The following is a 13,145-nucleotide window of genomic DNA, read 5'->3' as shown; positions in this document are numbered from 1 at the left end:
CAACTAATGAACACTGTCAATACGATATATGAGCAAGAAATAACCCCACACCTTATACCCGAAATCTGGGAAAAAGTAAATCGCTTACATACCCGAAAAATTCTTAGTGAACTTGCTCATGAATTAATTATAACCCCCGAATTACAACAAACCAATAACCATTGGGGACATTACAAAGTGATCGCTGATACTCCTGAGATCACGTATACTTTTAAAGCCAAGAAATACGCATTAGATCACTGGCATATTGACCCCAAATCAATTACAAAATATCATCACAAAGAAAAGCAACCTCTGGATTCTCTTAAATTTATTATTGAATTCAGGCATACACTGGGGATCTCTGATGAAATGCTTCCTACTTATATGGAAGAAATCACCAGTACATTGTTTAGTGCTGCTTTTAAATACAAGAAAGAAACATTTGATGCTGCTTCTTTAGTACATCAAGATTTTCAGGGGATCGAACATGCAATGACAGAAGGACACCCTTGCTTTATTGCCAACAATGGAAGGATCGGGTTTAACACCAAAGAATTTTTAGCTTACTCTCCAGAAGCTGACCTCCCTTTTCATATTATCTGGATTGCGGGTCATAAAGAGAATGCTAGTTTTTATTGCACAAAAGAGCTCTCTTATCAAAAAGTGATGGCTCAGCAATTAGGAGAAGAAACGATTACTAGGTTTAATACTACATTAATTGATAAATCACTTTCTCCAGAAGCATATATATTCATTCCTGTTCACCCATGGCAATGGAATAATAAAATAACCACTGTTTTTTCACAGGATATAGCGAATCAATCCATTGTATATTTAGGAGAAGGTCCTTATCGACATTCTGCTCAGCAATCCATTCGATCACTGTACAACCTCGACCACCCAAAAAAGTTTTATACCAAAACTTCTTTATCCATTCTCAATATGGGATTTATGCGAGGGTTATCACCGTACTATATGGGGAGCACCCCCCCAATTACCGAATGGATTTCTGAGCTATTAGATACTGATTCCTACCTTAATAAAAAAGGGTTTACCATGCTTAGAGAAGTTGCTACAGTCGGGTATAGAAACCTGTACTTCGAACCTCTTGGAAAAACAAAAGCACATAATAAAATGCTCTCTGCTCTCTGGAGAGAAAGTCCTGATACCAAAATCCAGGAAGGGGAACAGCTAATGACCATGGCAGCACTCCTGCATCAAGATAATGAAGGCAATTCTTTTCTCAAGGAGATTATTAAAGCCTCCCCAATCAATACAGAAAGCTGGGTACAACAGTATTTATCTGCTTATTTAGCCCCGCTTATCCATTGCTTTTATAAATACGGTATCGTATTTATGCCTCATGGAGAAAACTTGATTCTAGTCATGAAGGATCACATTCCTGTCAGGGCTATCATGAAAGATATTACAGAAGAAGTAATTGTGTTCAATGATCAACTAACACTCCCTGAAAAAGTACAACGACTGTATACAGAAACCACTGATGAAATGCAGATTCTATCCATTTTTACAGATGTATTCGATTGTATTTTCAGGTTTATCACCCCTATTCTGGATGAGCATTGCAATTATCCTGAAACATTATTTTGGAAACAGGTAGCTATTTGCATTCATAAATACAAACAAGCTCACCCGGAATTAACCCCTAGATTCGAACGTTATGACATCTTTGTCAAGCAATTCAAAAGGTGCTGTCTTAATCGTTTACAATTAGATAACACCAAACAGATGTTAAACCTGGCTGCCCCAATCGAAAGCCTAAAACTGGAAGGCACTCTGGAGAATCCAATTGCACCATTTCGGAAATTATAAATTAACACATCATTTATGAGCACTACACTTTCTATACATCCGATCAGCCAACTCATACGAAAGCGAAGAACAACCTATGCGAGTAATTATATCTCAAAAGAGATTCCTAAAGAATTGATTGAGGAAATTATTACCAATGCATTATGGGCTCCAACACATAAAAAAACGCAACCCTGGAGATTTATTGGTTTATCCGGCAAACATCAGGAGGTATTTGGACAATATATGATGGAATATTATAAAGAGCGTTTATCAGAAGAGCAATATCCTCCATCCCGCTATCAATCGACGATAGAATACCCTAAAAATGCAACTATGATCGCTATTATATTTCAGCGAAGCCAGCGAGTAGAAATTGCAGAATGGGAAGAGATTGCTGCGATTTCGTGCGCTGTTCAGAATATGTGGCTTTCCTGTACTGCTTTGAATATAGGATGTTACTGGGATACCTGTGATGCTGCTATTGAATATGGTAATGCCCTTGATCTAAAAGAACACGAACGCTGCCTCGGGATTTTCTATATGGGATATATACAAGAAGAGTCTCAAGAAAAACGAAAACGGAGCACCTTGAAAAGAAAGTTGGTTTGGGATATCAAATAAGGGGGATTTTCCCAAACTAACCATAGAAAGCACATCAGTTTATTAATGATAACGCCAACATTATTAATTGATGTGTCTTTCATTATATCAAACAACTGATACTTCTAATTTTCTAAATTTCTTTGGTGTTAGTTTATTCATTTTTTTAAAAGCAGCGGTAAAATGCGTTGAGTTTTTATACCCTACCAGTTCCGAGATTTCATAAATAGGCTTTTTTGTATGAATCAACAGCTTCTTTGCCTTTTTCATTCTTTCGTGAATGGTATATTCAAAAATAGTCTTTCCAAACACCCGTTTAAATTCTTTTTTCAGGATAAAATCATTCATTCCTACCTGTCTGGCCAATTGATGAATCGAATATTGAACAGTTAAATCTGCCCCAATAATAGCTTGCACCTGGTATACTTTTTTTACCAGATTATCTTTATTAGACATGTCAATACTAATCGTTTTGATCAAATCTAATTTCATCGATAACAATTCTAATATTTTTGACTCGAGGAATAATCGTTTTAAAGCTCCTGCTTTTTGATCCGAAAAAATATCTGTAAGAACTCCTTGTGTTTTAGCGCAAATCGGTTCTATAAATTTAGTTCCCAAGTGATCCAAGTCATACTTTGCCTTGATAGAAAAATCTTCATGAAGCCCCCGATTCGTTATAAAATCTGAATTCATCCGTATTTTGATTTCCTTCAGGTATTTATTTTTATTGTATAAAACAGTACCAGACACTTTTGATAAATACACCAAATAGCTTTCCTGACTTTCATATATAATATCCTCTTCTCTACCTTTTACCTTTATAATCTGTTCCCCATTAATTAAATACGAAAGCTCTAAAAAATCCTTTATTCCATACTCATCTTCCTTAGCATCTTGCTTTAATAATACGTCGAATATATAGATACTAAATCCATCGAAACTATAATATTCTAAGTATCCATCTCCAAATTCTTCCAAAAATTTGAAGTATTTTACTTTCATCCCCCCCAGAAAATACTCATTAATCAACACATTCATAGCAGATATAGGAACCCTATCTTCCTCTCTTACACAGGTACTTTCAGACAGTTCTTTTTCCCGTCTTTTTTTTTCCATAATGCGTCATTTTAATCTTTTTACAGACACTACTTTTGCAATGAAATTTTATTTAGATCAAATATAAATAATAAATTAAGTTTTGTTTATAAAAATGTTGAAATTTGTAAAAAGAAATGCCCCTTCGTTTCTTTTCTTTCTGGTTTCTGTTGCTTTCTCGCAAAGTAAAATTACCGGAACAGTCACTGACGAGAATGCAACTCCAATCCCTGAAGCGACTATTCTTATTAAAGAAATTAATGGCAAAGGAACGGTCAGTAATTTTAATGGTCAGTTTTCCTTAGAACTACCAAAAGGATCTTACACACTGGTTACTAGTTATCTAGGATTCAAAAGTACTCATACCAAAATCGTCCTCTCTGAAGGGGATCAAAAGGAAATTACCATTGCTCTAAAAGAGGATATCAATCAGCTCAAAGATGTGCATCTTACTGCCAAAACAGGAGCTTCCAAAGTTAAGGAGCAGGCTTTTGAGGTAGAAGCGATACAGATAAAAGGATTAAAAAACATAAGTACAGATATCAATGCTGTACTACAAACAGTCCCTGGTGTTAATATCAGACAAAGCGGTGGTTTAGGTTCTGATTTTAATTTCTCTTTGAATGGGTTATCAGGAAAACAAGTAAAGTTTTTTATTAATAATATCCCACAAGAAAATCTGGGAAGCTCTTTAACTTTTAATAACTTCCCTGCTACACTAATCGAAAGAGTAGAGGTATTCAAAGGTGTCGTTCCTATCTATTTAGGCTCAGATGCGATGGGAGGTTCCATCAATATCATTACTAATAAGCATAAGAATAATTTCTTGGATGTTTCTTATGACGGTGGGTCTTTTAATACACATCGGGCAACTTTGAATACACAATACTATAGCAAAACCGGTTTTAAAATCAACCTTTCTTCCTATTATAATTATTCGGATAATGATTATACAATTGATGGAATTCTGGTAAGAGACGAACTCGGAAATGATACAGGAGAAAGACGTAATAATGTAAGACGGTTCCACGATGCTTATGAATCTCAAATGATCAATATACAAGCAGGAATTGTTGATAAGAAAATTGCTGATGAACTTGCGGTGAGATTTATCGCATCCTCCAACAATAATGAGATACAACACTCGATAGATCCGGAGCAACCATTTGGAGAAGTTTTTGAAGAAAATAATGTAAAACAAGCGGCTATCATCTATAGAAAATCAAAACTCTTTAAAGAAAGGTTAAAATTAAATCTATATGCTTCTATTGCTGAAAACAGAGATAGAACTGTAGATACAGCATCCAGAAGATATGACTGGTTCGGTAATTTTAAAGTAGATGAAAGTAATGGAAATGTAGCAGGAGAGTTTGGAAGAGACAAAACGCTCTTTGAGTTCAAAGACAATATTTACATGATTAATTTTTCTTCGAATTACAAGGTAAATGAAAACAGTTCTGTAAGTGTTAATTATACGAAAAACTACCTCAGAAGAAGAGGAAAAGACCCTGCAAAATTAGATGGCATCCCTTTTGAAACCCCTCATATTCTTGATAAAAATATACTAGGTCTTTCATACGATATCTCCTTACTTGACAATATGTTAAATACTTCTCTTTTTACCAAGGGGTATATATTACAATCCGAAGGTGTCAAAAACACAGAAAGACATCAAATTAGTTTAGAATATTTCGAAAACAGATATGAAAAATTAGGGTACGGAATGGCTTCCAGCTATAAAGTCACAAAAAACTTCCAACTTAAAGGATCCTTTGAAAAATCCTATAGAATCCCTGAAGGATACGAAATGTTTGGAGATGGATTACTACTAGAATCAAATCCATTTTTATTACCAGAAGAAAGTTACAACGGTAATTTAGGTTTTATCTGGGACCTAAAATGGAACGACATCCGAGTTAATATCGACAGCAATTTATTTATACGGGATGTTAAAAACTTAATGGTCTTAACATCTGAAGGGATTTACTCCAGATATAATAACTATGCCGAAACAAATAATATTGGTATTGAGAGTGAAATAACAACCTCTTATAATGATTTCTTTTTTTCGGTAAATACTACTTATCAAAATATAAAGGACAAAAGAATAGGTGAACGTGTCGCCAATATCCCATACTTTTTTGGGAATCTGAGAACAGGATATAACTTTGAGGATCTATTCTCTGACCATGATAATTTATCCCTCTCTTTTGATTCCTATTATGTACATGAATTTCCTTTTATGTCTTTTAGTAATGGAAATCCTTCCAATAGGAGACATATACCTGAGCAGTTATCACACAATGCTCAATTAGGATATTCTTTTAAAAAAGGACAATACAACATTTCTGTACAAGCGAGAAATTTTACAGATGCTGTTGTTAAGGACAATATGGATATACAAAAACCCGGAAGGGCATTCTATGTAAAACTCAGATACTTCATATCTAATAAAAACAATTGACAATCAGTAAATTAAAAACAAAAAGATGAACACTAAAAGAATTAATTGGAGTAAAAGCATACTTCTGCTTTTAACTATTTCGATAATCGCTTTCTCTTGTAAAAGCGATGATGATACAGTCGAACCTGATAAAGGACAATATGTTGTTAGTTTTCAAGCTAACCCAATTGGACAGAACAGACCTGTAGATTACTTACTAACACTTCCTTCAATAGAATCTCTTACTACCGGTGAAATTTCTGTAGAAGGCAAAGGAATTGAATTAAAAGGGTGGAATTATTTCCACGGTGCCAATAATACCATATTCACTACCCAATATACTGCTTCAGGAGTAACAACAGCATACCAATTAAACGAAGCTGGAAAATTAACTGAAGTAAATAATTTTTCTACTCCAAGTGCTCCTATGAATTTCATTAATACTGATGATAAGAAAATGATCGCTGTAGAATTGTTAGGTTCATTAGATGATCCTAGTAAAGGTATTCCTAACAGGGATTTCAACATCATTAATACTGACAATGGTATGCTCGAAAAAAAGGTCAACCATGCAATAGACAGTAATGACGGTAAAAATGAAGGTCCTGCATATATTCCATGGGTAACCGGAATGGTTCAAAACGGAGGAAAACTATTTGTTTCATACCATAAATTACCAGCAGCAGGAACATATAACCCTATACAAGTAGAAGAAAAGGCACATGTAGCAATCTTCAAATACCCATCTTTCGAATTTGAAAAGCTTATAGAAGATGATAGAACTAGTCCAATTGGTACTAATGGTCATGTAAACGGAATTGAAAAAACAGAAAATGGAGATATCTATTCGTATTCTTCTTCTGCTACAACTTGTGCATTAGCTGGAGCGACAAAACCTTCTGGTATTTTAAAAATTAAAAATGGAGCTACTACCTTTGATCCTGATTACTTTTTTGATGTAGAAAATGCTACTAACGGAGGTAAAATCTTTTGGATGGATTATGTAGGAAACAACAAAGCACTAGCAAGAATAATTTTGGATGACACTATTGGTCCTTGGGGAGTATACAATGAGCAAGGTCCTTTCTTTAAACTAGTTGTTATTGACCTAGTACAAAAAACAGTAACAGATGTTCAAGGATTATCTCCTCATGCCAACCGGTATACTGCCCCTTTATTTGTGGAAAATGGAATCGCATATCTAAGTAGTCGAGTAGGAGGAATGCCTATAGGTCCACCAGTTAACGGAGATATTAAAGATGGAACATCTCATATTTATATCGTAAACCCTGAAACTGCTACGGCAACTAAAGGAGCGAAAATAAACGGGCTTTCTATCAAAGGTATTTTTAAGATTTCTAACTAAATCTCTTTTTATAACTCCTGATACTTTGATGTATCAACCTATACCCCCCTTTGAATAGGTATATTCAAAGGGGGGTATTTTTATATTTCCTAAAAAAATCAAGAATGATCAAATAAAAAAACCACCTCTAAAAGAGGTGGTTCCATTAAAAGTTCAAAGTCTCTTGTTTGTGTGTTTAGTATAACGCTCTTAATGCTGTTATATCAGAACTTGTAAATTCTCCATCTTCTCCGGATCCAAAACATGCTAACATAATAGAGTCTGCTCTATCTGAAGTTGGAGTTCCTGGAATTAGAATAGCTCCAACACCTGCTTGCCCTTCATTACTGTTTTGACCACAGCTCTGACGAGATTGCCAGTCTTGGTGGCGGAACCCTATACAATGCCCTATTTCGTGACCAATTACATGCTCATTTACATTGTTTCCAAAGCTACTAGTTCCCTGATTTATCTGAATCCACTTATATGCTCTTCCTCCACTTGGGAATCCAGCAGATCCTCCGCCTCCAGATTGGTTGTTATTGTAAACAACCATATCTGCGGCTTGATAATTTGTACCAAAAGTCAGTCTAAAATTCAGAGAAGTACCTATTCTGTTATAGTTATTAACAGCCCATTGTAACCCTGTTCTCATAGTACTGGTAAGTGCATTTCCCGAACCTGTATACCCAAGGATATCAATCGTACGGTTTGCTCCTGATACCAGATTACTGGTTCTATACTGCTTTTGTCCATCAGCAAGTGCTTCCAATTCTTCTAGTTTTTCTAATCCTGCACGAGGAATTTGAATATCACCAGAAACTAGGTACGCTTGCTTAGTCCCATCCAGATGTGCTATTTCCTCAATAGTTACATCATCTATATTAACTCCCATATCAAACAGCTTAGTTAATTCTGCTTTTGTAGGAGTTAATGCAATCTCTTTCTCTTGTTCACTAGCTAGTTCTTCTTTCTGACAGGAAGTTGTAAAACCTGCAACAATAGCGCATAGCGCTAATAATTTGATTCTTTTCATTTTAATAAGTTGAGTTTGTGTAGTTATCTAAATATTATCCTCAAAAAATGAGGTTTTATTCAGCCACAATAAATTAATATTGCTTCGAACTTTTTAATGGTTTGCGTTTTCAATATATAACATTTTTTCCAAAAAATAAGTTAATTAATTAGCTTATACGCATTAAAAACAAGCAATATTTGAATTATACACAATAAAACGCTTAAAAAACAAGACACACTTTTTTTTATAATGCACATAAATTCGACAAAATACATGGCTCCCACAAACAAATGTTAGTTTAGTCCCTAGGATTACTAGACTATTAAAAAAAAAGGTTCTTTCTGACAGCAGAAAACAAAAAGTAGTATTTTTCTTTCAAATGTTAAATTTTTATGTTTTGCGCCTTTTTTTTATAAAAAACTGCAAACAAAACACGATTTCCCCATGAAAAAGAAAAGGCTTAGCAGTAATTACTGCTAAGCCTTTTTGTTATTTTTATTATGTTTTTTCCGTTATTATATAATCTCTGCGCTAAGTCCTTCTTCCAACAACTTAGAACACCTAGGTACTAAATCATCATAATTTCCTGTTTTTACTGTGCACTTTCCTGTATAATGAACTAATAAGGCGCATTGCTCTGCCTGCAACGGTGTATGTTCACATGTGTAGATAAGTGTTTCAATCACATGATCAAAAGTGTTTACATCATCATTATACAAGACAATCTCGTTATTAGGTTGCTCAGTTGTTTTCTCCAGAACTTCCTCTAATACTTTTTCCTGAGTACTCATAACATGTTTTTTATACAAATATAACATTTAGAAAATAATGTTGTTCTGATTTAAATTCATTTTAACACATAACTTGATGAAATCCAATTATTTCTATCCAATTTATTAACAAACGTTAAACCGTTTTTCTCACACTCTGCCGTAATCATCTCTAAATCTTCTTTATAGAAGCCACTCAGAAATAGACAACCTTCTTTATTCAGTGATTTTGTATAGGCATGTATATCTTTTAGTAAGATATTCCTATTAATATTAGCTATGATTACATCATAGGTTTTTCCTTCTAACAGGGAAACATCTCCCTCAAAGGCAGTAATGCGTTGGCATTTATTTCTTTCTATATTTTCACGAGTGTTTAAATAGCACCAGTTATCTATATCGATTGCATCGATATTGCCTGCTCCTCTCATTTCTGTCAGGATTGCTAAAACTCCTGTACCACATCCCATATCTAACACCTTTTTACCTTCAAAATTATGAGTCAAGATATGTTGTATCATCATATGTGTTGTCTCATGATGTCCTGTCCCAAAGGACATTTTGGGCTCTATTACAATATCATATTCCGCTACTGGCTTATCATGAAAAGGAGCTCGCACACTACAGATATTATCAACGATGATGGGTGTAAAGTTTTTCTCCCATTCTTTATTCCAGTTTATCTGTTCTATCTCCTTAAACGTATATGTTATTTCAAACTCATCCGATTGCAATACATATATATCGGCTAGTATTCCTTCATTCCATTCTTCTTTCTGGATAAAGGCTTCTACTCCTGTCGGAGTTTCTACAAAACTTTCAAAGCCAGCATACCCTAGTTCTGCTATCAAAATTTCTGTTGCTGGTTGTAGTGGAGATATCGTAAAATAATATCCCAGATATATAGTATTACCTGACATTGTTTTTTCTGTTTTAAAAAAAGCAAAAATACTCTTTTAGGCTATAAAAAAACAATCTACAAACCTTCCTATACGGAAAGATTTGTAGATTATCTATATTATGATAAACGAAGTTTTTTTAAAAGGCATTTGCTATAGCTGCAAAACTATCCACATCTAATGAAGCTCCTCCTATCAATCCTCCATCAACGTCTGGTTTTGCAAAAATCTCAGCAGCATTTGCCGGTTTTACACTTCCTCCGTACAAAATAGAAATCTCGTCAGACACTTCTGTTCCAAATTTTTCTTTGATTACATTTCTAATAAAAGCATGCATTTCCTGTGCTTGTTCAGGAGACGCGGTTTCTCCTGTTCCTATTGCCCATACTGGTTCATATGCCAGGATTATATTTTGCCATGAACCTTTATCAAGGTGGAAAAGGGCTGCTTTTAATTGCTCTTCCACTACCTGAAAATGATTGTTACTTTTTCGTTCTTCCAGTTCTTCTCCAAAACAAAAAATAACCTGCATCTTATGCTTTAAAGCGGTAGTTACTTTTTCTGCCAGCACCTCATCTTTTTCTCCAAAATATGCCCTGCGTTCACTATGTCCAAGAATAACAGTGCGTACTCCTACACTAGTTAGCATATTTGCTGATATTTCTCCTGTAAATGCGCCATTCTCTGCCTGATGCATATTTTGAGAGGCTACTTTAATTCCTGAGTCCTTTAATGCTTCTAAAGCATATGGCAAATTGATAAAAGTAGGTGCTACAATAATTTCTGTTCCTTGGCGCTCCTCTAATTTTGTTTTTAATCCAGATAGTAAAGCGCCGGTTTCTTCCAGATTGTTATTCATTTTCCAATTTCCGGCTACTACTCGTTTTCTCATTAATTACTAATTTAGGTGTGGTTAAAATTTAATTTCTAATTGGTTATATTTTTACTCTTGGATCAAGCCATTGATAAATCACATCCACAAAGATATTGATTAGAATAAACATAGTGGCAATGATTAATACAGCTCCCATTATTATAGGTAAGTCCAAGGTATTCAATGCATCTACAATTTCTTTTCCGATTCCGTTCCAGCCAAATATATATTCGACGAACACCGCTCCTGCCAACATGGAAGCAAACCAGCCCGAAATAGCGGTTACTACCGGGTTCAATGCGTTTTTTAAGGCGTGTTTTCTAATAATTTGATACAATGACAAGCCTTTGGATCTGGCAGTTCTTATATAATCTTCCTCCATTACCTCCAGCAAAGAGTTTCTCATCAATTGTGTAACTACTGCAAGGGGACGAATTCCTAATACTACTGCAGGTAATAATAAGTTTTTCCATTGCAGGTAAACCCCTTCTCCAAAATCATCAACCTCATATAAACTTCCTGTCATATTGAGATGGGTATATTCTTGCAGGATATACCCAAAAAGCCAGGCGAAAATTATAGCACTAAAAAAAGAAGGAACACTCATACCTATAGTACTAATCAGCTGAATTAACTTATCTCCCCACTGATCCTTGGTCAAAGCACTTATCACTCCCAGAAATACCCCTAGTATAATTGCTATCAAAATAGCACAAACAGCGAGTACAATTGTATTGGGCAAGGTCTCTCCTATAACTTCGCTTACTTTTTTCCCGTTTTTCTGAAATGATTCTCTTAAATATGGAAATTTAATCACTATACTTTTTCCTCCTAGCGTAAACAGTTTCTTTCCTGTATATTTTTTAGAGTCAAAAAAAGAAAAATCTTCTTTTTTTACATCGTGTACCGACAACGGCGATAAATCATTCAGATAGTATAAATACTGGGTAAATAACGGCTGATCAAATCCATATTTTTTTCTAACTGCCTTTAATTGTTCTTCATTTTCATTTTGTCCCAACATCATCTGAGCAGGATCTCCGGGAAGCACATTAAATAGCATAAAAATAACAGATATTACCCCCAAAAGGGTCAATATCGCATATCCCATTTTTTTTAAATACTTCAACACAGTCTACTGTTATTTATGAATCCAATTCCTTGCTATCGACATCCTTTTTTCTAAAAATTCAGATCCTCGACATCATTCCAATGAAGCTTATCAGTTATAGTTCCTTTGTTCAAGGTTATAATTCCCGGATTCGATCTTACAATCGTCTTTAATGCGGTTTCATCTGTACTGTAAAAATCAAAATCCAATTGGTGTTTTTCTTTCACTCTATTAATAGCTTCCGGTACAGAAGCGGTCAATCCTATTACCGTGTATCCTTCTGACAATGCTTTATCTGTTATTTTTTTTATTTGAGCAAAACCGGGAGCTTCACTTTTGGATAAGTTATAGGCTACTACAATTAACAAACGATCTTTTGCTAAAAACGTTGCTGTGTGGTCTACTCCTTCTTTTTCGATTGCAAAATCATGAATTGGAGGTTCATACCCTTCTTTTATTAGCTCTGTATCAACTTTGATAAATTTACCATCTACCTGAGGATAATCTCCTGACGTGATTACAACTTTTTCTTCTCCATTTACATCAAACTTCCATTGATATTCGAATTCTGCTTCTGGAGCTCCTTCCGGAATTTCCATTCCTTCCTGAATATTCGTCCCTATTTTATAAGCCCTAAAATCAAAAGCTGGCAAATGCATTAGTACATGATACGCAAACCACAAACACAATGAAAAGGCTACAAAAACAATCCACTTATGTATTGCTACCGGCTGAATTGGTGTGATATATTTCTTTCCTAAAAATAAAACAATAATAAAAATAAGCAGTATTACATCCTTAGTAAATGATTCCCAAGGAGTCAAGGGTAACGCATCTCCAAAACAACCACAATCAGTAACCTTATTAAAATAGGCTGAATAAAATGTCAAAAATGTGAAAAACAAAATCATCCCCATTAAAGACCATAAGGTTATTTTTGGCAGGTATCCCAGCAATAAAGTAATCCCTACAATGATTTCAAATATTACGATTAAAACAGAAAGCATTAGTGCATAAGGAATCAAAAATTCCATATTCAATACTCCTTCACTAAAGTATTCCTGAAGTTTATATGAAAACCCCAGCGGGTCATTAAGCTTAATAAATCCTGAAAAAAGGAACAATACTGATACAAAAACTCTGGAAAACCAAACTAAATACTTCATATTTGACGGTATTAAACTTTGTTA

General features: G+C 34.6%; 11 protein-coding genes. 4 read left to right on the top strand and 7 right to left on the bottom strand.

Annotation, left to right across the window (positions count from 1 at the left end; translation table 11 throughout):
- The first annotated feature begins 6 nt into the window (after window positions 1–6).
- Window positions 7–1,815 carry an IucA/IucC family protein gene (locus ACFSTE_RS12865; RefSeq protein ID WP_378253430.1) on the top strand — a complete coding sequence of 603 codons (1,809 nt, stop codon included), beginning with the start codon at window positions 7–9 and terminating at the stop codon, window positions 1,813–1,815.
- 15 nt (window positions 1,816–1,830) lie between these two features.
- Window positions 1,831–2,418: a nitroreductase family protein gene (locus ACFSTE_RS12860; protein ID WP_176027189.1), complete on the top strand. Its 588-nt coding sequence runs from the start codon at window positions 1,831–1,833 to the stop codon at window positions 2,416–2,418.
- A gap of 87 nt (window positions 2,419–2,505) precedes the next feature.
- Here ACFSTE_RS12860 and ACFSTE_RS12855 read toward each other — a convergent pair whose 3' ends face one another.
- Entirely contained in the window at window positions 2,506–3,516 is a 1,011-nt protein-coding gene (locus ACFSTE_RS12855; RefSeq protein ID WP_176027190.1) for a helix-turn-helix transcriptional regulator, read from the bottom strand.
- A gap of 94 nt (window positions 3,517–3,610) precedes the next feature.
- Here ACFSTE_RS12855 and ACFSTE_RS12850 point away from each other — a divergent pair, with 94 nt between their 5' ends.
- Window positions 3,611–5,959, top strand: coding sequence for a TonB-dependent receptor (locus ACFSTE_RS12850; protein WP_378253427.1), 2,349 nt, complete (start codon window positions 3,611–3,613; stop codon window positions 5,957–5,959).
- Window positions 5,960–5,984: 25 nt separating this feature from the next.
- Window positions 5,985–7,304, top strand: a complete 1,320-nt coding sequence (locus ACFSTE_RS12845; protein ID WP_176027192.1) for a DUF4374 domain-containing protein — start codon at window positions 5,985–5,987, stop codon at window positions 7,302–7,304.
- A 175-nt stretch (window positions 7,305–7,479) separates the two neighbouring features.
- Here ACFSTE_RS12845 and ACFSTE_RS12840 read toward each other — a convergent pair whose 3' ends face one another.
- The 6 genes from ACFSTE_RS12840 to ACFSTE_RS12815 all read right to left on the bottom strand — a co-directional run bounded on the left by ACFSTE_RS12840 (window position 7,480) and on the right by ACFSTE_RS12815 (window position 13,121).
- On the bottom strand, window positions 7,480–8,319 hold the full coding sequence (locus tag ACFSTE_RS12840; RefSeq protein WP_378253425.1) for a M57 family metalloprotease: 840 nt from the start codon (window positions 8,317–8,319) through the stop codon (window positions 7,480–7,482).
- Between the two features lie 497 nt (window positions 8,320–8,816).
- Complete coding sequence (locus tag ACFSTE_RS12835; protein ID WP_176027194.1) at window positions 8,817–9,092, bottom strand: ATP-dependent Clp protease adaptor ClpS; 276 nt, start codon at window positions 9,090–9,092, stop codon at window positions 8,817–8,819.
- A 56-nt stretch (window positions 9,093–9,148) separates the two neighbouring features.
- Window positions 9,149–9,991 (bottom strand): 50S ribosomal protein L11 methyltransferase, encoded by an 843-nt coding sequence (gene prmA / locus ACFSTE_RS12830; RefSeq protein ID WP_176027195.1) that lies wholly within the window; start codon window positions 9,989–9,991, stop codon window positions 9,149–9,151.
- Window positions 9,992–10,109: 118 nt separating this feature from the next.
- Entirely contained in the window at window positions 10,110–10,862 is a 753-nt protein-coding gene (gene tpiA, locus ACFSTE_RS12825) for a triose-phosphate isomerase (protein WP_176027196.1), read from the bottom strand.
- A gap of 43 nt (window positions 10,863–10,905) precedes the next feature.
- Complete coding sequence (locus ACFSTE_RS12820) at window positions 10,906–11,955, bottom strand: ABC transporter permease (protein ID WP_378258877.1); 1,050 nt, start codon at window positions 11,953–11,955, stop codon at window positions 10,906–10,908.
- Between the two features lie 71 nt (window positions 11,956–12,026).
- On the bottom strand, window positions 12,027–13,121 hold the full coding sequence (locus ACFSTE_RS12815; RefSeq protein ID WP_378253422.1) for a BT_3928 family protein: 1,095 nt from the start codon (window positions 13,119–13,121) through the stop codon (window positions 12,027–12,029).
- Between the last annotated feature and the right edge of the window lie 24 nt (window positions 13,122–13,145).

The sequence above is a fragment of the Aquimarina hainanensis genome, assembly GCF_042684685.1.
GTDB classification, from domain to species: domain Bacteria; phylum Bacteroidota; class Bacteroidia; order Flavobacteriales; family Flavobacteriaceae; genus Aquimarina; species Aquimarina hainanensis.
Note: the sequence above shows the minus strand (reverse complement) of the source record. Positions and strands in the feature narration are given on the sequence as shown.

Bases quoted from the DNA above. Each gene is read 5' to 3' on its own strand.
- ACFSTE_RS12855 (WP_176027190.1), bottom strand. From the start codon at position 3,516: ATGGAAAAAAAAAGACGGGAAAAAGAACTGTCTGAAAGTACCTGTGTA.
- ACFSTE_RS12820 (WP_378258877.1), bottom strand. From the start codon at position 11,955: ATGGGATATGCGATATTGACCCTTTTGGGGGTAATATCTGTTATTTTT.
- ACFSTE_RS12835 (WP_176027194.1), bottom strand. From the start codon at position 9,092: ATGAGTACTCAGGAAAAAGTATTAGAGGAAGTTCTGGAGAAAACAACT.
- ACFSTE_RS12850 (WP_378253427.1), top strand. From the start codon at position 3,611: ATGTTGAAATTTGTAAAAAGAAATGCCCCTTCGTTTCTTTTCTTTCTG.
- ACFSTE_RS12860 (WP_176027189.1), top strand. From the start codon at position 1,831: ATGAGCACTACACTTTCTATACATCCGATCAGCCAACTCATACGAAAG.
- tpiA (WP_176027196.1), bottom strand. From the start codon at position 10,862: ATGAGAAAACGAGTAGTAGCCGGAAATTGGAAAATGAATAACAATCTG.
- prmA (WP_176027195.1), bottom strand. From the start codon at position 9,991: ATGTCAGGTAATACTATATATCTGGGATATTATTTTACGATATCTCCA.
- ACFSTE_RS12840 (WP_378253425.1), bottom strand. From the start codon at position 8,319: ATGAAAAGAATCAAATTATTAGCGCTATGCGCTATTGTTGCAGGTTTT.
- ACFSTE_RS12845 (WP_176027192.1), top strand. From the start codon at position 5,985: ATGAACACTAAAAGAATTAATTGGAGTAAAAGCATACTTCTGCTTTTA.
- ACFSTE_RS12865 (WP_378253430.1), top strand. From the start codon at position 7: ATGAACACTGTCAATACGATATATGAGCAAGAAATAACCCCACACCTT.
- ACFSTE_RS12815 (WP_378253422.1), bottom strand. From the start codon at position 13,121: ATGAAGTATTTAGTTTGGTTTTCCAGAGTTTTTGTATCAGTATTGTTC.